At 65.8% G+C, this 19,442-nt stretch carries 14 protein-coding genes; 6 read left to right on the top strand and 8 right to left on the bottom strand.

Annotated features, from left to right (window positions below; translation table 11 throughout):
- Positions 1-58 precede the first annotated feature (58 nt).
- Positions 59-733: a GntR family transcriptional regulator gene (locus BKX93_RS22770; protein ID WP_021475694.1), complete on the top strand. Its 675-nt coding sequence runs from the start codon at positions 59-61 to the stop codon at positions 731-733.
- On the opposite strand, the gene BKX93_RS22765 is transcribed toward BKX93_RS22770, so the two are convergent.
- Positions 727-1,626, bottom strand: a complete 900-nt coding sequence (locus tag BKX93_RS22765; protein ID WP_070981522.1) for a LysR family transcriptional regulator — start codon at positions 1,624-1,626, stop codon at positions 727-729. The two genes, BKX93_RS22770 and BKX93_RS22765, sit on opposite strands and share 7 nt — an antisense overlap.
- A gap of 101 nt (positions 1,627-1,727) precedes the next feature.
- On the opposite strand from BKX93_RS22765, the gene BKX93_RS22760 reads away from it, so the two are divergent.
- Positions 1,728-2,570, top strand: coding sequence for a pirin family protein (locus BKX93_RS22760; protein ID WP_046155897.1), 843 nt, complete (start codon positions 1,728-1,730; stop codon positions 2,568-2,570).
- A gap of 75 nt (positions 2,571-2,645) precedes the next feature.
- The gene (locus BKX93_RS22755) at positions 2,646-3,506 is read left to right on the top strand and encodes a pirin family protein (RefSeq protein ID WP_070981520.1); all 861 of its coding nucleotides are present in this window, start codon (positions 2,646-2,648) and stop codon (positions 3,504-3,506) included.
- A 67-nt stretch (positions 3,507-3,573) separates the two neighbouring features.
- On the opposite strand, the gene BKX93_RS22750 is transcribed toward BKX93_RS22755, so the two are convergent.
- The 4 genes from BKX93_RS22750 to BKX93_RS22735 form a co-directional block, all read right to left on the bottom strand.
- Positions 3,574-8,511: a hemagglutinin repeat-containing protein gene (locus BKX93_RS22750; protein ID WP_186009462.1), complete on the bottom strand. Its 4,938-nt coding sequence runs from the start codon at positions 8,509-8,511 to the stop codon at positions 3,574-3,576.
- A 243-nt stretch (positions 8,512-8,754) separates the two neighbouring features.
- Positions 8,755-10,461, bottom strand: coding sequence for a ShlB/FhaC/HecB family hemolysin secretion/activation protein (locus BKX93_RS22745; protein ID WP_083340645.1), 1,707 nt, complete (start codon positions 10,459-10,461; stop codon positions 8,755-8,757).
- 224 nt (positions 10,462-10,685) lie between these two features.
- On the bottom strand, positions 10,686-11,753 hold the full coding sequence (gene alr, locus BKX93_RS22740; RefSeq protein WP_070981515.1) for an alanine racemase: 1,068 nt from the start codon (positions 11,751-11,753) through the stop codon (positions 10,686-10,688).
- Positions 11,754-11,757: 4 nt separating this feature from the next.
- Positions 11,758-13,065, bottom strand: a complete 1,308-nt coding sequence (locus BKX93_RS22735; protein ID WP_046155894.1) for a D-amino acid dehydrogenase — start codon at positions 13,063-13,065, stop codon at positions 11,758-11,760.
- 138 nt (positions 13,066-13,203) lie between these two features.
- Between BKX93_RS22735 and BKX93_RS22730 the strand changes: the two genes are divergently transcribed.
- The 3 genes from BKX93_RS22730 (at position 13,204) to BKX93_RS22720 (ending at position 15,625) form a co-directional block, all read left to right on the top strand.
- On the top strand, positions 13,204-13,692 hold the full coding sequence (locus BKX93_RS22730) for a winged helix-turn-helix transcriptional regulator (protein WP_046155893.1): 489 nt from the start codon (positions 13,204-13,206) through the stop codon (positions 13,690-13,692).
- 127 nt (positions 13,693-13,819) lie between these two features.
- A complete protein-coding gene (locus BKX93_RS22725; protein WP_070981513.1) occupies positions 13,820-14,947 on the top strand; it encodes a methyl-accepting chemotaxis protein in 1,128 nt (375 codons plus the stop codon).
- 210 nt (positions 14,948-15,157) lie between these two features.
- On the top strand, positions 15,158-15,625 hold the full coding sequence (locus BKX93_RS22720; RefSeq protein WP_046155891.1) for a YbaK/EbsC family protein: 468 nt from the start codon (positions 15,158-15,160) through the stop codon (positions 15,623-15,625).
- Positions 15,626-15,703: 78 nt separating this feature from the next.
- On the opposite strand, the gene BKX93_RS22715 is transcribed toward BKX93_RS22720, so the two are convergent.
- The 3 genes from BKX93_RS22715 to BKX93_RS22705 all read right to left on the bottom strand — a co-directional run bounded on the left by BKX93_RS22715 (position 15,704) and on the right by BKX93_RS22705 (position 19,418).
- On the bottom strand, positions 15,704-16,747 hold the full coding sequence (locus BKX93_RS22715; RefSeq protein ID WP_070981512.1) for an ABC transporter ATP-binding protein: 1,044 nt from the start codon (positions 16,745-16,747) through the stop codon (positions 15,704-15,706).
- A gap of 1 nt (position 16,748) precedes the next feature.
- Positions 16,749-18,353 (bottom strand): ABC transporter permease, encoded by a 1,605-nt coding sequence (locus BKX93_RS22710; RefSeq protein WP_070981510.1) that lies wholly within the window; start codon positions 18,351-18,353, stop codon positions 16,749-16,751.
- Between the two features lie 72 nt (positions 18,354-18,425).
- Positions 18,426-19,418: an extracellular solute-binding protein gene (locus BKX93_RS22705; protein WP_046155888.1), complete on the bottom strand. Its 993-nt coding sequence runs from the start codon at positions 19,416-19,418 to the stop codon at positions 18,426-18,428.
- Positions 19,419-19,442: the final 24 nt, after the last annotated feature.

Below are 19,442 nucleotides of genomic sequence, written 5' to 3'. Positions count from 1 at the left end.
CCGTATAATCGAATACATTTGCATGTATCCGATTGACTGACAGATAAGCCCATCCACCATGACCACCCTGCAGCCGATCAAGCGCCAGACGCTTACCAGTGCCGTCACCGAATCCCTGCGCCGACGCATCCTGTCCGGCGAGTTCGCCGACGGCCAACAACTGCGCCAAGAGGCGCTGTCCAATGAATACGGCGTCAGCCGGGTGCCGGTGCGGGAAGCGCTGCGGCAGCTGGAGGCCGAGGGGCTGATCCAGATCATCGATCACAAGGGCGCGCTGGTTTCCAAGCTGTCGCTGGAAGACATCCTGGAATTGCTGGAAGTGCGGGCGATGCTGGAGTGCTCGCTGCTGAAGGCGGCCATCCCCTGTCAAAGCTCGGCCGACCACGACGCCGCCCAGCAGACGCTGCGCGAGTTCGAAGTGGCGCTCAACAACAACGACGTGCGCCACTGGGGCGAGATCAACTCCCGCTTCCATCTGGCGCTGTACCGTGCCGCCAAGCGCCCGAACACGCTGGCGCTGATCGAGCAGCTGCACAACAAGACCGACCGCTACACCCGGATGCAGATCCTGTTCACCCGCACCATGGAGCGCGCTCACGAAGAGCACACCCGGCTGCTGGAGCTATGCCGCCAGGGCAAGGCGGACGAGGCGGCGGAATTCCTGCGTTTCCACATCCTGTCCGCCGGCCATGCGCTGGAAAGCTATCTGAAGGGCCAGCAGGCGAATCACTGAGCGCAGCCGCTCCGCCAATCGGCGGCGGCCCTTCTCAGCGCGTCGGCCAGATACAGGCAGGCGGGCCCGGCGGACGCAGGCTCCGCCAGCACCAGGTACAGCGAGGCCTTGCGCACCGCTCCGCTCTTCAGCGGCAGCGGCCTCAGGCTGCCCTCGGCCAGCTGCCGCCGGATGCGGTGGCGCGCCAGCCAGGCAAAGGCCAGGCCGGCCTCCACCATCGCGATGCCGGTTTCCGGCTGCGACACCGTCCAGCGCTGATGCGCGCCCAGCCAACCCTCGTCCCGCGGCTGGCGAATGCCGGAATCGCGCAACACCACCTGCACCTCGCCGCGCAGCCTTTCGCCGTCCAGCTCCCCGCCGTGCGCATGCAAGCGATGGCCCGGCGCCGCGCAGGCGATGAACTCCGCGTCCAGCAGCCAGTCGCCCAGAAAACCCTGCGGCACCCGCCCCGCCACCGCCAAGGCTGCATCGCCCTGGTACAAGGCGTCGTCGGCGCCCGACATCACCACCTCATGCAATTGCAGCCGCGTCTCCCGGCAGTGGCCGGCGAAATCGCCGCAGGCGGCTAGCACCACCTCGGACGGCAACAGACTGTCCAACGCCACCTTCAGCTCCGGCTCCCATCCCCGGCGCAGGCTTCCCGCGCGACGCTCCAGCCTGTCGGCGTGGCGCAGCAGCTCGGCGGCTTCGCGCAAAAGCACCTCCCCCTCGCCGGTCAGCCGCATCCGTCGCCCGTCCTGCCGCAACAAGGCGACATCCAGCTGCTCCTGCAGCCTGGCCACCGCGTAGCTGACCGACGACTGGCTGCGATGCAGCTTCTCCGCCGCCTGGGCGAAACCGCCCTCCTCCACGATGGTCCGCAACACCTGCCATTGATCCAGCGTCGTTTTCATAATTGATCAAATTTTTAGATATATATACGCTGAATTTTGCGCTTTTTTATCTGATTTTTCACTGTAAAAATAAAGGACATGAATTCAGACCGGAGAGAGAAATGAGCAAGACCAGCCGCGAAGTGGAACACATCATCAATGGCCGCGAGGTCTCGGATGGCGCCGGCGTGCGCCTGCTGCGGGTGCTTACCGCCGACTTGCAACGGCGGCTGGACCCCTTCCTGATGCTGGACGAGTTCCGCTCCGACAATCCAGACGACTACATCGCCGGCTTTCCCAGCCACCCGCACCGCGGCTTCGAAACCGTCACCTACATGCTGGCCGGCCGCATGCGCCACCGCGACAACGCCGGCAACGAGGGCCTGCTCGGACCCGGCGGCGTGCAATGGATGACCGCAGGGCGCGGCATCGTCCATTCCGAGCTGCCGGAGCAGGAAGACGGCCTGATGCACGGCTTCCAGCTGTGGCTGAACCTGCCGGCGGATCGCAAGCTGTGCGAGCCTTGGTATCGCGACATCCCCGCCGCCGAGATCCCCTCTGCGCCAGCCCAAGGCGAGGCGCGCCTGATCGCCGGCAACTGGCGAGGCCAGGCCGGCGCGATGCAGCGCGAAGCCACCGAACCGCTCTACCTGGATCTGCATCTGGACGCCGACCGCGAAGAGACGCTGGAAATCCCGGCCGGCCACAATGCCTTCCTCTATGTTTACCAGGGAGAAATCGCCGTCGGCGCGCGGCAGCGCGGCGTCAAGGCCAGGCAGATGGCGGTGCTGGACAACCGCGCCGGCAGCGACGGCGTCGTCGTCCGCGCCGCGGCCGACAGCCGCCTGCTGCTGATCGCCGGCAAACCCCTGGGCGAGCCCATCGCCCAGTGGGGCCCCTTCGTGATGAATACGCGCGAACAAGTGGAAGAAGCCATCAGCGATTTTCGCGACGGACGCTTCTAATAGCCTGTTCAACGCCTCGTGAACAAAGGCGAAACTTGAACAGACCCTAAATCCAACTCATTGCCTGGAGCCGCCATGCCTCTGCTTACGCAAACCATAGCCAGCCAGGACCGCGACATCGGTTTTCCGGTGCGCCGGCTGCTGCCCACTCGCCAGGCGCGCCGCGTCGGTCCCTTCGTGTTTCTCGACCACATGGGTCCGGCCCATTTCTCCGCCGAAGGCAGCGCCGGCGATGTGCGGCAACATCCGCACATCGGCCTGGCCACCGTCACCTACCTGTTCTCCGGCGCGATGATGCACCGCGACAGCCTGGGCACCGTGCAGCGCATCGAGCCCGGCGCAGTCAATCTGATGACCGCCGGCAGCGGCATCACCCACTCCGAGCGGGTGCCGGCCGACATCCGCCGGCAAGGCGTCGCGGTGGAAGGCATGCAGCTGTGGCTGGCGCTGCCGGACGAGCTGGAGGAGTGCGAGCCGGCTTTCGCCCACTACCCGGCCGAAGACCTGCCCCGCTGGCGGCAGGACGGCGTGGAGCTGAACCTGTTGATGGGCGAAGGCTGGGGCCGCAACGCGCCGGTCGCCTATCCGCTGCCGGTGTTCTACGCCAGCGCCGTCATGCCGGCCGGCTCGAGGCTGGCGCTGCCGGAAGGCGTGGAAGAACTGGCCGCCTATGTCGCCGCCGGCGAGCTGGACGTGGACGGCGCCGCGCTGGACTCCAATCAACTGGGCCTGCTGCGAACCGGCCAGGGAGGCGAGCTGATCGCGCGGCGCGACAGCCGGGTGATGCTGCTGGGCGGCACGCCCCCGGCCAGCCCGCGCTATCTGGACTGGAACTTCGTATCCAGCCGCCGCGAGCGGCTGGCCCAGGCCCGCGCGGATTGGATCGAGCAGCGGTTTCCCATGGTGCCGGGCGAGACGGAGTTCATTCCTCTGTGATGGCGGCCGCGCCAAAACAAAACCCCCGCCAGTTTCCTGACGGGGGTTTTCGCTTGGCTGAAGCGCCTTACTTGCTCTGGATGCCGCCCTGCACCACCGTCGGCACATTTTCGTGCTCGGCGCGGATCAGCGGCGCCTTGCCGGACGTCACATCGCTGACCGCCTGCTTCAGGATGCCGGACGGCGTGCTGTTCAGCTTGACCCCGCCGCCGCCGTTGTAGCGTTCGGTGGCGATGTCGGCGGTTTCCACCTTGGAATCGCCCAGATCCACCTTGCCGTTGGCGGACGAGACGGTCGCGCCGGTCAGCTGGGTCTTGCCGCCCACTTGCAGCGTCACGCCGTCGGCCCCGGCGATGCCGGTTACGGTGCCGACCGAGTTGTCGCGCTTGACGCTGACGTCCACGTCGGCCTTCAGCTCGGTGCCCTTGTCCTGGGCGTTCAGCAGCTTGTCCTTCAGCGTGTTGCCGCCTTTGCGCGCCAGGGTGTCCAGCGTGCCGGACTTGGCCGGGCCGGAGGTCGGCTGCTCGGGCAGGGTGACGGTTTCGCTATTGGCGTTGAAGCTCACCGCATTGGTGGTGTCTTCCTTCAGACCCTTGTTGAAGGCCAGGCTGTCATACTTCTCCTTCACCTTGTCGGACGCGGCGTTGACCAGTTCGGTGCCCTTCTCCTTCACTTTGTCCTTCAGCGGGCCGGCCTTGTCGGCGGCCTGATCGACCAGGCTGGCCTCCTTGCCGTTGGAGCTGTTGACGCCCAGCGCCACATCCACCTTGACGCTGTTGTCGCGGTCCTGACGGCTTTCCAGCGCCAGCTTGCCGCCCACTTGGCCAGCGACGGTCTTGCCGCTGACGTTGGCGCCGGCCAGAGTGGCGTTGCCTTCGGCGTTCAGCTCCACCTGCTGCTTGCCGGTGATGGAAGCATTGGCGTTGCTCAGCTTGTCCTGCTGATCCACCTTGACGCTCAAGCCCGCGCTCACGTCATGCACGTTCTTGGCGCTGTCCGGCTTGATCTGGCCGTTTTCCTTGTCGCTGCTGGCCTTGTTGCCGCCGCCGATATTGCCGGCCACGCTCCAGTTGTTGCGCTGGCTGCTGGACTGCGCCGACTCCAGGCGGACATCGCCCTGGCTGTCCAGCTTGACGCTGTCGCCCTGCACCTGGGTGCCGCTCAGGCGGATGCCGCCGCTGCCGGCCTCGATGCTGGCTTTGCCGCCGCTGGCCACGCTGCCGCCAGCCTGGCTGCGGCTGGACTCGTCGGTGCTGGCGTAATTGCCGCCGGCGCCCACATTGAAGCCCTGGCTCGCCTTCTCCTGGCCGTTGCTCTGGCTGCCGCCGGCCTTGACGTCGAAGCCCCACTGGCTGCCGGACTTGTCGGCGCTGGATTCGGCGGCCTTGAACTCCACCTTGTCGCCCTTCAGCGCCACGTCGCCGCGGCTGGCGATCTTGTCGCCCTGCAGCGCCAGCTTGCCGCCGGCCGTCAACGCCACGCCGGCATCGGCGTCCACACCGCCGGTCACGGCGGCGCTGGAGTTGGCTTGCTGCTTGTCCACGTTCACCGCCACTGCGCCGCTGCCGCCGACATTCTTGCCGCCGCCTTCGATCGGGCTGGTGGTGATGGCCAGATTGGCCTTGCCGCCCACGGTGCGCTGCTCGCTGCTGCTGGTATTGCTGGCCTGGCTGAAGCTCAGGTCGCCGCCCGCATTGACGCTGGCCGCGCCCTTGCCGCCGGCGATGGCCACGCCCTGGTAGGCGGCGTTGTTGTCCACGTCCACCTTGACGCCGTTGCCGGCGCGGATGCCGCCAGTCACCGCGGTGGAACTGGACGAAGCGCTGGTCACCGTGCTGCCGCTGCCTGCCGCCTTGACGTTCACGTCCTCGCCGGTAGTGGTGTAGACGCGCACGCCGACATCAGCCTCGGTCTTGCTGCCGCTCTGGCTCTGGGTATTGGCCGCGGCGGTGAATTGGTGGCTGTCCGCCTTGATCTCCACCGTGTTGCCCGCCTGGTACTGGGTGCCCTGGTCGCTCAGCCCCGCCTTGGCGTCCACCTTGACGTTGCCGCCGTTCAGACTGCTGGCCTGCGCGGTGCTGGACTGGCTGATTTCCGAGCCGACGCCGGCCTTGACGCCAAGGTCCACACCCAGATTGGCCGCGCCCAGATTGCCGGCGGCGCCGGCCGCGCCGACCACATCGCCCTTGACTACTTTTTCGCCGGCCGCCACCAGCGGACGAGTCACGCCGCTGTAATCCGCGTTGACGCCTACCTCCACGCCCCAATGGCTGCTGTCGGTGGTGGTTTTCTGGGTGCTGTTGGCAGCCTGGTTGTCGATGCGGCCGCCAGCCAGCTTGATGTCGCCATCAGCCTTGACCTGGGTGCCCTGGTTGCGGATGTCGCCGTCGCCATTGCCGGCGACGATGCTGACGCCGCCCTTGGAGCTGATGGCGCTGACCTGGGCCGTGCCGCTCTCGGAGCGGCTGCTGCTGTTCTTCTGGTCCACACCCAGCGCCAAACCAGTCTTGTCCAGGCCGGCGTCGACATAGATGCCGCCGCCGGTGACGCTGCTGCTCTTGCTTTCCTTCACCGTGTCCTGCGCCGCGTTCAGGCTGACGTTCTGGCCGCTGAGAGCCGCGCCGCCGACGCCGGCCTTCAGCTTGGAGCCGGTCACCGTCAGATCGCCCTGGGCATTGAGCGCCACCTTGTCGCCGGACAGCGTCGCCACCTGGTTCTGAGTCGCGTCGCGATCCACGCTGCTGCTGGTATGCTCGATGCGCACGCCGCCGCGGTACTGCTTGTCGCCGGTGATCTCGCCGACGCCGCGCAGCGCCAGCTCGGTGTCCTTGCTCTGCACGGTGTCGCGGGTCTGCGACGCCGCCACCTTGATGTCGCCGTTCGCGGAAACGTTCAATTCGCCGCCGGCGCGCACCTGGCTGCCGCTGATCGCCACGTCTTTGGCGGACTGGATGGTCAGATTGGTGTCCGACTTCAGCTCGGCGTTGACCGCCTGCTGCTGGCTGGCGTTGCCCTTGCTGCTGCTCTTGGTGATGTTGAAGGCGGTGCCGCTGCGCTGATCGGTTCGGGTTTGCGACTGATTGACCACGCTGTCGATGCTGACATCGCCGTTGCGGCTGATCGCCACCGCGTCCTGCTCGCCGCGGGAGCGGCTGCCGGCGATCGCCACGCTGTCGCCCTGCAGCGTCAGCTTGCCGCCGGCGGTCAGGTCGCTGCCGGTGTTGACGGTGTCGGTCTTGCCGTTGTCGCGATTGCCGCCGCCGCCGATGCCGCCCCAGTACACCTGATCGTTGCGCTGGTTGTTCAGGCTCACGGTCTGCTGCACGCCCAGGCTGAGCGCGCCGCCCGCGTTCAGGCCGGCGTCGCGGCCGGCGGCCAGCTTGGCCGCGTTGGCGTCGATATCGCCGCTGGCGCGGACGCTCAGGTCCCGGCCTGCGCGCAGCTGGCTTTGCGCCAGGCGCTGCTCGCTGGAAGCATTGTCCCAGGAGCCGGTCTCCAGGCTGGCGCCGTCGTTCTTACGATTGCCCTGGTCGCGGCGGGTGTCGGTTTCCGTCACGCCGCTCAGCTTCACGCCGCCGTCGGCCTGCAGGCGGATGTCCTGGCCGGCGCTGACGCTGCCGCCGCGGATTGCGATCTGGCCGCGCGGCTGCGCGCCGTCGGCCGCCTGATTGTCAGCAGCCGATGCCGCCGCGGTCAGCGTGGCATCCTGGTCTGCGCGGATGCGCACGCCTTCCTGGCGCTGGGTGGTTTCGTTCTGGTCTCGGTTGTACGCCCAGGAGTTTTTCCAGGCGTGATTGCTGCTGCTCGATGTGCTTTCCGCCAGCTGGCTGTCCAGCGTCACGTCCTTGCCGCTGACCGCCACGTTGCGGCCGCTGATGTCGGTGGCCGCCAGCGTGACGGCATCGCCGGCGCTGAGCGCCACATCGTCGCGCGCGCTGATGGCGCTGCGCTTGATGCGGGTGTCGCTGCTGTTGCTGGCGGTATTGGTTTCGCCGGTTTTCCAGATGAACCAGCTCTCGTCATGGCTGCTGTCCTGAGCGGTGGAAGTCTCCACTCGGCCGCGGCTGTCGATCTGCCGCGCGGCCAGGGCCACCTTGCCTTCGCTGGCGTGGATCTGCGCGCCTTCCAGCGCCAGTTTGCCCTGATTGGCCTCCACCGATACTTCCTGCGCGCCGTTCAGGCTGCCGCCCACGTTCACGCCCGCGCCGTCGGCGGTGCTGATGATGTTGATGCGGCCGGCCTGCATCGCGCCCAGGAACACGCTGTCCAGCGAGCCCACGCCCTCAGGCGCCTTGTCGCTGCGGATGATCCTTGCGTCGCTGCCCTGGTAATCCACCAGGTTGAAGCCGGCGCGGGCATTGATCCGGTCGCGCGCGGCGACATTGCCGCGGACATCGATGCGCGGCGCGATCAGGTCCAGCACGTTGACGCCGCTCAGGCCGGAGCCGTTGACGGTGAGCGCGTTGCCGTTCATCGCCGCCTGCAAGGAAGCGATGGCGCCGTTTTCGATATTGGCATTGCCCACCAACAGCGACGCGCGCGGAGTATTGATGAAGCCGCAGCCGCTGCAAGTGATGCCGTTGGGGTTGGCCAGCACATAATCAGCGGCTTTGCCGAACACTTCCTGCTTGCCCAACAGCAGAGACGGATTGCGGCTGATCACTTCATTCAGGATCACGCTGGCTTCGCGCCCGCCCAGCAAGGCGTTGGCGCCCAATTGGCCGGCCAGCTGCGATTGGCCGCCAGTGGCGGAGTTGTTGAACACCGCGCCCGGCTTGCCGACGTTGAAATCCTGGTACTGGTTATGCGACAGGCCCGCGGCGCTGGGCGCCACGATATTGACCACCGCCGCGCCGTTGGCGGCATTGCTCACCTGAGGCTGCGCGCCGTTGCCCCCGGCTACGATGCCGGCTGCCAGCGTGGCTTCCGCCACGCAAAACGCCAGGGTCAGCGCCGCGGCCACTTTCCCCGTTGCCGATAATCCGAAATTTATTTTTTTCTTCATGATTTGAGTCCCGTTCATCCAAAGAACAAGCAGATCCGGCCTCAGGCCGCTTCATCCAACCCATGTCGCGCGAGCATCGCCGGCCTGCCTGCCGTTCTTACCCGCACTAAAACATACGTTTGATTTCTAATCTACGTCTCTTTTTAAATCAATTCAAATGAAATACTGCCAATACCGCTTAGTCGCGTACGCAGCTAATTTCTTTCAGAATATTTATGCTTTTAAAAACAGATGCCAAAGGCATCACCAGGACAACGCCAGCCTGGCGAACAACTGATGGCCTTCCGGCTGCCAGCCGGCGGGCTTGTACAAAGGTCGGCTGTATTCCAGATCCAGACTGGCCTTGCGATAGCTGAACGCCAGGCCCAGGCTGACGCCGGCAATGCTTTGCCACTGTTGGACCGAGCCGTTCGGCAATACCCGGCCGCCATCCAATCCCAGCCTCGGCGTCACGCCAACGCCTGCCATCTCGAAGCGGCGCGACAGCGTGTTGCGCCAGGACCAGGCGGTTTCGCCTGCCAACGTGTTGCGGCGAAAGCCGCGCACCGCGCTGGCGTCGGACACGTCCATCTGCTCGACGCCGGGCAGGTAGTCGCGGCTGGTCTGGCCGACCAGCGTGCTGTTGAGCTGGTACGGCCCGCCGGGAAAGGCCAGGCTTTGGAACCAGTTCAGCGACGCCTTCCACTTGGTGAACTGCGGATTCGGGCCGTCCGGCGAACGCGGGTCCGGCGCGCTGGCGCCCAGCCAACGGGTGCCGCGCTGCACGCCGGCATCGGCGATCAACACCCCGCCGCTAAGCAGCTGCAGACGCGACAAGCCCAGCTCGGCCACGCTCAGCGTCGGGCTGCTGACGCCGAGTTCACTGTCGAGAAAATAATTGCGCACCCGCTTATGGGTTAGCTGGGCCATCAGTGAGGTGGTCTGGTCCTGGCCGCGGCTCATTACCCAGTCCGTACGCAGGCCGCTCTGAGCGGTACTGCCGGACAACTGCGCCACGCCATTAGGAAACTGCTGTGTGTTCAGATAATCGGCGCGGCTGGCGAAGGCGCTGAAAGTCCAATAGCCGTAGGGCAAGGAATAAAACAGCGACTCGCTGCGGCTGTGCCGCACCGCGTTGTCGTTGCTGGTGCGCTGCGCCGACACGCTGATGAAGTCGGACAAGCCCAGCGGGCTGTCCCAGGACAGCCCCACCCCGGCCTGCACCCGGCCGGTGCTGTCGCGGCCGGTGTTGTCGGCGTTGAAGTTCAGCCGCCAGGGCGCGTCCATATTGTTGCGCAGGCTCAGGATGGAGCCGCCCACCGTTTCGCCGGGCAGGATGTCCAGCGTCGCCTTGCTGGACGGCAACCGGTTGGCCTGGTCCAGTCCCTGGTCGGCGTCGTGGATGTTCAGCGGCCGTCCAATCACCCCGGGAAACAAGGTGGCCGGGTTGCTGCGCCGGTCGGCGCTGACGATTTTTTCCACCCGCCCCTCATGCACGCGCAAGGTCAGCACGCCCTGTTCGTCCGGCCCTTCGGCCGCCACCCGCGCGGCGATATAGCCCTTCTTCAGATAAAGCTGGGTCAAGGCGCGGCTGTAGCGGTTCAGCTCTTCATTGCTCAGGCAGTCGCCCGCCAGCTCGCCCAGCGAAGCCACTTCCTTGCGGCTCAGCAGCTTGATGCCGGCCAGACGCACGCCCTTGACGCGCAGGCAATCCAGCTCGCTCATGTCCTCCGCTTCCGGCCGATGCATGGTGTTGCTGTCCGGCAGCATCTGCCGCAGACGCTGCTGCTGGATGATGGCGTCGAAGCGGCGGCTGTTGTCTTGCAACAAGCGCCGCGAATCGTTTTCCATCTGCTGATGCATGCTGCCGGACATGCCGGGCACTTCCGCGGCTTGCGCCGCCACGCCCCAGCAGACTATCCCCGCCATCCGCCACAATCTGGCCGAAGATAGTTTTTTGTATTTAATCATCACTAGATTCTTAACTATTTTTAACAAAGGAAAACAGAAATCCCATTGCGCGTCCAGACTAATGAGAATAACTATCAAATAATGACAAAATTACCCAAGCTTGATGCCAGCCTTGCGGCGTCGACGCAACACAAGATGCAATATAAATAAAAAACCCGGCCAATGGCCGGGCTTGTCCCTTAGTCGTTTGATTCTGAAATACCTTTCAGAAAATCAGCAAAAACTTATACGAATGCGAAGTGGGCGCGCTTGATATTGCACAGCAATTCATAGGAAATGCTGCCGGCGGCGGCGGCAACCTCGTTGACCGATACCGCGTCGCCCCACAATTCCACCTCGCTGCCGATGCCGGCCTCGGGCAGATCGCTCAGATCCACGGTGATCATGTCCATCGACACCCGGCCGATAATGCGCGAACGGCGGCCGTCCACCGCCACCGGGCTGCCGCTGGACGCCAGCCGCGGATAACCGTCGGCGTAGCCGCAGGCGATCAGTCCCACCCGGGTCGGGCGATCCGTGACGAAATTGCTGCCATAGCCGATAGGCTCGCCGGCGGCCAGTTCGCGCACGCCGAAGATCCGGCTGCTCAAGCGCATCACCGGTTTCAACGCATCGCCCTGCAAGTAGCCGGCCGGCAAGGGGTTGGCGCCGTACAGCACGATGCCGGCGCGGCCCCAGTCGCGGCGCGCGCGCGGATGGCACAGCAGGCCGGCGGAATTGGCCATGCTCTCCTCCCCCGGCAGACCGGCGGTGGCGGCGTCGAAAGCTTCTATCTGCGCCTGCGTCATCGACACCGCCGGCTCGTCGGCGCGGGCGAAGTGGGTCATCTTCACGATGCTCTCCGCCTTGCCGCTGTCCCGCAGCCGCAGCCAAGCCGCGCGGTAATGCTGCGGCAAAAAGCCTTCGCGGTGCATGCCGCTGTCCAGCATCAGCCAGACGCGGAACGGCTCGGCCGGATTGGCTTCCTCCAGCATGCGCAGCTGGCTCTCGCTCTGCACCACCAGCCACAAGCGGTGGCGCTCGACCTCGGCCAGCTCGGCCGCTTCGAACACCCCTTCCAGCAGCAGGATGGGGGCGGCCACGCCGGCGGCGCGCAGCTGCAGCGCCTCTTCCAGGCAGGCGACGGCGAAGCCGTCGGCGATGTCGGCCAGCGCCTGCGCGCAACGCACCGCGTTGTGGCCGTAGCCATTGGCCTTCAGCACCGCCAGCGTCTTGCCGCCGTGGGCGGCGCGCGCCAGCAGATAGTTATGGCGCAGATGGTCCAGCCGTATCGTCGCGATCAACGGACGCATCGGATCAGGCCCCTTGCGCCGCGGGACGGATCACCGGCACCACCAGGGTTTCGCCCTGTTTGGCGTAGCGCTGCATCGACAGGCCGTCCACGCTGATTTCCGGCTTGGCGCCGGTGATCAGGTCGGCCAGCACCTTGCCGGAGCCGGCGCACATGGTCCAGCCCAGCGTGCCGTGGCCGGTGTTCAACGACAGGTTGGCGAAACGGGTGCCGCCGACGATGGGCGTGCCGTCCGGCGTCATCGGGCGCAGGCCGGTCCAGAAGCTGGCCGCCTTGATGTCGCCGCCGTTCGGGTACAGGTCGCCCACCACCATTTCCAGCGTCTCGCGGCGGCGCGGGTTCAGCTCCAGATTGTAGCCGGACAGCTCGGCCATGCCGCCGACGCGGATGCGGTCGTCGAAGCGGGTGATCGCCACCTTGTAGGTTTCGTCCAAAATGGTGGAGGTCGGCGCGCCGGCCGGATTGGTGATCGGCACCGTCAGCGAGTAGCCCTTGACCGGGTAGACCGGGATGTCGATGCCCAGCTCCTTCACCATGTCGCGGGAGTAGCTGCCCATCGCCACCACGTAATGGTCGGCGCGCAGCAGCTCGTCGCCGACGCGCACGCCGGTGATGCGCTTGCCGTCGTTCTCGATGCCGTCCACCGTCACGCCGAAGCGGAACTCCACGCCCTTGGCGCGGGCCAGCTCCGCCAGGCGGCTGGTGAACAGATTGCAATCGCCGGTTTCGTCATTGGGCAGCTGCAGGCCGCCGGCCAGCTTGTGCTTGACAGCCGCCAGCGCCGGCTCGACGCGGACGCAGCCGTCCGGGTCCAGCACGTTGAAGTCCACGCCGCACTCGCGCAGCACGGCGATGTCCTTGGCCATGCCCTCAACCTGGGCCTGGCTGCGCAACAGCTGCAGCGTCCCGCCCTGGCGGCCTTCGTACTGCAGGCCGGTTTCGGCGCGCAGTTCCTTGATTTTGTCGCGGCTGTACTCGGCCAGGCGCATCATGCGGCCCTTGTTGACCGCGTAGGCCTTCTCGTTGCAGTTGGCCAGCATTTTCGCGATCCACTGCAACTGGTACAGGCTGCCATCCGGGCTGATGGCCAGCGGCGCATGGCGCTGGAACATCCACTTCAGACCCTTCAACGGGATGCCGGGCGCGGCCCACGGCGCCGAGTAGCCGGGGGATATCTGGCCGGCGTTGCCGAAACTGGTTTCCAGCGCCACGCCTTCCTGGCGCTCCAGCACCGTCACCTGGCAGCCTGCCTTGGCCAGATACCACGCGGTGGATACGCCCAGAACGCCGCCGCCCAGCACGATTACCTTCATTTCTGTCTCCGTTTGTAGTCTTGGCACTACCAGATAGTGAATTCCGCTAGTATATGCATTGACATCTGGTTTTTTTCACTGAAATTGATAAAAATCAAATGATCATTCTCAAATCTTTCTCATAAAAACAGTGAAAACATGAAGCCACTTCCCGCCGTCGCCAAAGCCCTGGACAAGATGGACCGGAAAATCCTGCGCATCCTGCAGAAGAACGGCCGCATCGCCATGACCGAACTGGCCGAAAAAGTAGGCCTGTCCACCACGCCCTGCACCGAGCGGGTGCGGCGCATGGAGCGCGACGGCATCATCGAGGGCTATTACGCCCGCCTCAATCCGCACGCGCTGGGCGGCTCGCTGCTGGTGTTCGTGGAGATCAAGCTGGAGGCCAAGTCCGGCAACATCTTCGATGCCTTCCGCCGCGAGATCATGAGCATCCCGGAGATACTGGAATGCCACCTGGTGTCCGGCGATTTCGACTACCTGATCAAGGCGCGCATTCCGGACATGTCGATGTACCGCAAGCTGCTGGGCGACATCCTGCTGCAGCTGCCTTCGGCCAAGGAGTCCAAAAGCTATGTGGTGATGGAAGAGGTCAAAGAGACCCTGCAACTGCCTCTGGGAGACTGAAATACCCCTTTAAAATCAATGCATGAAACTTGACCAAATCCCAGAAAAAGCTTGCTTTTATGTCTTGAGTCAACCAAACCAAAAATAATAAACCTAGTAAAAACACGTACGTAGGCGGGAGATAGGGATGTTTGGTTTCAAGAAAGCAACGAATCAGGCCGAGGATGCGGCGCGCAAGGTGCGCCAGCTGGAAAGCGTGCTGGATCATGCGGATAATCTGATCATGCTGTGCGACACCAGTCGCGACAACGCGATTTTCTACATGAACCGGACTGCGCGCGATGTGCTTGGCCGCCATCGAGAAATGATGAACCAGAAATTCCGGGCCGGCGTCGATGTCAACCATGCCCACGGCCACAGCATCCACCAGTTCCACCGGGATCCGGAGCACAACCGCCGCATCCTGGCCGACCTGGCCAGCCGCAAAATGGAGCAGCACGTGGCGATGATTCCGGTGGGCGAGGTCATGTTCGAAACCAAGGTGTTTCCGATCTGGGATTCGGCCAACCCCAATCAACTGCTGTGCTTCATGGCCAGCTTTCAAGACGTGTCCTCTGAAATCCGCGCCCAAAAGCTGCAGGAACAAGGCAATCAACGCCGCGACTTCCTGGAGGCCCGCATCAATGAGCTGTCGGAAAACATGCAGGCGATGAGCGCCACGATCCAGAACGTGGCGGTGCAGACCGCGTCGGCGTCGGAATCGGCCGAACTGATGCTGGGCGAAGGCCGCAAGGGCGCGACCATCGTAAACGAAACCAGCGGCAGCATGAAAAGCGTGGGCGGCATGGTGCGCGACACCGCCGACAGCCTGGAGTCGCTGGGCCAGCGCTCCGTGACCATCGGCCAGATCATCGGCGTGATCAAGGACATCGCCGACCAGACCAATCTGCTGGCGCTGAACGCCGCCATCGAGGCGGCGCGAGCCGGCGAGATGGGCCGCGGCTTCGCCGTGGTGGCCGACGAGGTGCGCAAGCTGGCCGAGCGCACCACCAAGGCCACCCAGGAAATCGGCGACATGATCCGCGACATCCAGCACGAGGTGAAGCAGAACGTGGAGGCGATCGAACGCGGCCGCCTACAAGTGGACGCGACCGAGAGCGACTTCCTGCACGCCGAGCAGGCGCTGACCACCATCGTCAACGAAATCAACAATATGCGCGACTTCGTCGTACAGATCGCCAACGCCGCCGAGGAACAGGCCGCTACCTCGCAAGACATCGCCGACAAGCTGGCCGAAATCGTGCGTCAGTCCTGATCATCCATCAAAGACTGGTTATCGGGCCGCTTTTCCCCGCCGCATCGCCCCATCAAACGCCCCGGGCCGCGGACGACACCGCCTGGGGCATTTTTCCGCGCCGGAAATGGCCGCTGCCGCAAAAACCGCGAGCGGAAGCCGCGCCTGGCGCCTTTGGTCCTCATCGGGAATAATGGTCGGGTCATCCCTCCTTCCCGACGAGAACCGCCCATGAGCCTGGAATCGGTCAAAGCCTTCTTCGCCGCCCGCCAAGCGGACATCGCCATCATCGAGCTGGACGTCAGCACCGCCACCGTGGCCGAGGCCGCCGCCGCCCACGGCGTCGAACCCGGCCGCATCGCCAAGACGCTGGCCTTCCGCCTCAGCGACGGCCGCGAGGTGATCTTGGTCGCGCGCGGCGATGCCCGCATCGACAACCGCAAGTTCAAGGACGCCTTCGGCAAAGGCAAGATGCTGCCGCCGGAAGAAGTGGAGGCCATCACCGGCCACCCGGTCGGCGGCGTCTGCCCGTTCGGCCTGGCCCGCGAGCTGCCCATCTATCTGGACGTTTCGATACAAGCTTTCGACGAGGTGCTGCCCGCTGCCGGCGCCGTGCACAGCGCGGTGCGGATCAGCCCGGACCGGCTCGGCGACATCACCGCCGGCCAGTGGGTGGACGTCTGCCAGGCCTTCGCCTGAGGGCCTGCCCGCCTCCGTTTTGCGCGAGCGCGCGTCAAAGAGCCTAGGCCTTGGCAATTCCAAGGCACAGCCTGGGCCTCACTCCCGGGCGAACGCCAGCAGCGGCCTGGGCTGCAGCCGGATGCCCACCATGTCGCCGACCGCCAGCGGCCGCTCATGGCCCAGCTCGGCCAGCAGCCGCCGGCCGGACAGCAGCTCCAGCGCGTAATGGCTGACTGTGCCGCGCAGCACCCTGTCCACCACTCTTGCCCGCAGCGGGCTGCCCGGCTCCGGCAGCACCGCGTCCGGCCGCAGCAGCACGTCCACCTCGGCGCCGTCGTCGAAGGGCAGGCCCTCATCGCATCTCAGCTCCCCGGTCTCCAGCCACACCGCGCGGCCGCTCACTCTGCCGGGCAGAAACGCGCCCTGGCCGATGAAACCGGCCACGTAGCGGTTGGCGGGGCGATGGTAGAGCCCGTCCGGCGCGTCCCACTGCTGCAGCCGCCCCTGGTGCAGCACGCCCACCTGGTCGGCGATGGCGAAGGCCTCGTGCTGGTCGTGGGTGACCATCAAGGCGGCGATGCCCTGCGATTTCAAAATGGCGCGCACCTCGCGCGCCAGCCGCTCGCGCAGCTCGGCGTCCAGATTGGAAAACGGCTCGTCCAGCAGCAATAGCCTGGGCCTGGGCGCCAGCGCGCGCGCCAGGGCCACCCGCTGCTGCTGGCCGCCGGACAGCTGGTGAGGATAACGCGCGGCTTCGTCCTCCAGCCCCACCAGGCTCAGCGCCTCCGCCACCCTGGCCTTGCGCTCGGCGCGGGACAGCGCGGACAGGCCGAAAGCCACGTTGCCGGCCGCCGTCAGGTGCGGAAACAGCGCATGGTCCTGAAACGCCATGCCGACGCGGCGGCGATGGGCGGGCACATTCACGCCCACGCCGAACACCGTCTCGCCCTCCAGCCGGATGCGGCCGGCCGACGGCGTCTCGAAGCCGGCGATGCAGCGCAGCGCGGTGGTCTTGCCGCAACCGGAGCCGCCCAGCAGGCAGGCGATCTCGCCCCCCTCCAGCGCGAAGCTCATGCCGTCCAGCACCGGCCTGCCGGCGAAAGCCAGGCTTACCGCGTCGAATTCAAGCGTCTTGTCCATCTCACACTCCAGGCTTCTGCCGCGACAGCAGCAAAACCGGCAACAGGCCGGCCAGCACGATGGCCACCGAGGGCAGGGCCGCGCGTTGCCACTCGCCCTCGCTGGTCAGGTTGAAAATGCGCACCGCCAGCGTGTCCCAGCCGAAAGGCCGGGTCATCAGCGTGATCGGCATCTCCTTCATCGCGTCGACGAACACCATCAGCATCGCGGTGAAGAGGCCGCCCTTGAGAAGCGGCAGGTGCAGACAGAGCAACAGCCATCCGCCATATACGCCCAGGCTGTTCGCCGCTTCTTCCTGGCTGCGGCTGATCCGCTGCATCGCCGCCTCCAGCGCGGAGTGGGCCACGGCCAGGAAGCGCGACGCGTAGGCCAGCATCAAGACCAGCAGCGTGCCCTTGAACACGGCGGACGCGCCTTCCGGCAGCCAGCGGCCGAAATGCTCGAGCAGCAGATTGTCCAACGCCGCAACCGGCGCGAACACCCCCACCGCCAGCACCGTGCCCGGCACCGCGTAACCCAGCGTGGCCAGCCGGATCCAGGGCCGGCTGCCCGGATCGCGCCGGCCGGCGAAAACCAGGCACAAGGCGATGGCCGGCACCAGCAGCGCCGCCAACGCCGCCAGCGACAGCGAACTCTTCAAGCTGTCGAGCAGGTCGGCGTCCAGATCGCTAGCCAGATGGCCTGCCGCCCAAACCAGTATCTGGCCGAAGGGCAAGGCGAAAGCCAGCGACAAAACCAGCGCGCAGAAGACGCTGGCCAGCCAGCCGCGCGCGCCGGCCAGGCGGGTGCGCGGCAGCGGCGCCGCCCTGCCCGCCTGGACATAGCCGCGCTGGCCGCGGGCGCGCTGCTCCAGCCATAGCAGGACGAACACCAGCAGCGCCAACAAGGACGCCAGCTGCTTGGCGGCGGGCAAGGAGAACAGGCTGAACCAGGCCTTGTAGATGGCCGAGGTGAAGGCGTCGAAATTGAAGATGGCGACGGTGCCGAAATCGGCCAGCGTCTCCATCAGCGCCAGGCCGAGCCCGCCTGCGATCCAGGGCCGGGCCATCGGCAGCGCCACCTTGAAGAAACCGGCCAGCGGCGACAAACCCATCGACTGCCCGACCTCCAGCGCGCGCCGGCCCATGCCGGCGAACGCGTTGCGCGCCAGCAGGTAGACATAGGGATAGAAAGCCAGCGACAGCACCAGCACCACGCCGGGCGTCGAACGAATGTCGGGCACCCAGGCGGAGCTGCCGAAGGCCTCGCGCAACCAGGTCTGGAACGGACCGGTGAAATCGAACAGTCCCAATTGGGAAAACGCCATCACATAGGCCGGCATCGCCAGCGGCAGCATCAACGCCCAGGAGAAAAACCGCCTCCCGGGAAAGTCATGCACCGCGGTCAGCCAGGCCAGCGGCACGCCCAGCAGCAGCACACCGGCGCCGACGCCCAGCAGCAGGACGGCGGTGTTGCGCAGCAGCTCCGGCAACGCGTGCTCCGCCAGATGGCGCCACACTTCGGCGTCCGGCTCCAACAGGCCCAGGGCGATCACCGCCAGCGGAATCAGGGTAAGCAGGCTGGCGGCTGCGGCCGACGCGCGCCAGCGCGAAACGGTAAACGGCATGCGATGCGATCCAACGGCGGCGGGCCCGCATCGTCAGGACGGCGGGCCCGGTTCAACACGAATCGCGGCGGCTTACTTGTAGCCGGCGCGGTCCATCAGCTTGACCGCCTCGGCCTGCCGGGCACCGGCATTGGAGACGTTAATGTAGTTGTGCTTGAAATCGCCCCAGGCCGCCACACGGGCGTCGGGCTTCACCTTGGGATTGACCGGGAATTCCAGATTGACGTCGGCGAACATGTTCTGCGCCTTCTCCGAGCTCAGCCACTCCAGGAATTTCACCGCGCCCTTCTCGTTCCGGGCATGGCGGGTGACGCCGGCGCCGGAAATATTGACATGGGCGCCCTTGCCGGCCTGGTCGGCCCAGAAGATGCCGACCGGCAGCTTCGGCGACTTTTCCATCATCCGGCCATAGTAGTAGGTGTTGGCGATGCCCACCTCGCACTGGCCGGCGGCGATGGCCTCCAGCATCTTGGTGTCGTCGGGGAACGGCGCGGCGGCCAGATTGCCCACCCAGCCCTTGACCACCTGCTCGGTCTTGGCCGGCCCCATCTCGGCCAGCATCATGCCCACCAGCGACTGGTTGTACACCTTCTTGGAGGTGCGCAGGCAGAGCTTGCCTTTCCACTTGGGATCGGCCAGATCGGCATAGCTGGACAGCTGGGACGGCTTCACCTTCTGGGTGTTGTAGAAAATGGTGCGAGCGCGGATGGACAGGCCGTACCACTGCTTGGCCGGATCGCGCAGGTGGGCCGGAATGTTGGCGTCCAGCACCGGCGAATTGACCGCCTTCAGCAGCCCCATGCGCTCGGCCTGCCACAGATTGCCGGCATCCACCGTCAGCAGCAGGTCGGCCGGGCTGTTGCGGCCCTCGGCGCGCAGACGCTCCATCAGCGGGCCTTCCTTGTCTGACACCAGCTTGACGTTGACGCCGGTCTCCTTCTTGTAGGCTTCGACGATGGGCTTGAGCAGTTGCTCGCCGCGCGCGCTGTAGACCACCACATCCTCGGCCAGCGCGGGGCCGGCCACGGCCGCCAGCGCGGCGGCCAACATCAGTTGCTGTTTCAAGGTGTTTCCCCTGTTCGATTGAGA

Source organism: Chromobacterium vaccinii (genome assembly GCF_001855275.1).
GTDB lineage: Bacteria > Pseudomonadota > Gammaproteobacteria > Burkholderiales > Chromobacteriaceae > Chromobacterium > Chromobacterium vaccinii.
The sequence above is the reverse complement of the archived record's forward strand: the minus strand, read 5'-3'. Positions and strand labels throughout refer to the sequence as shown.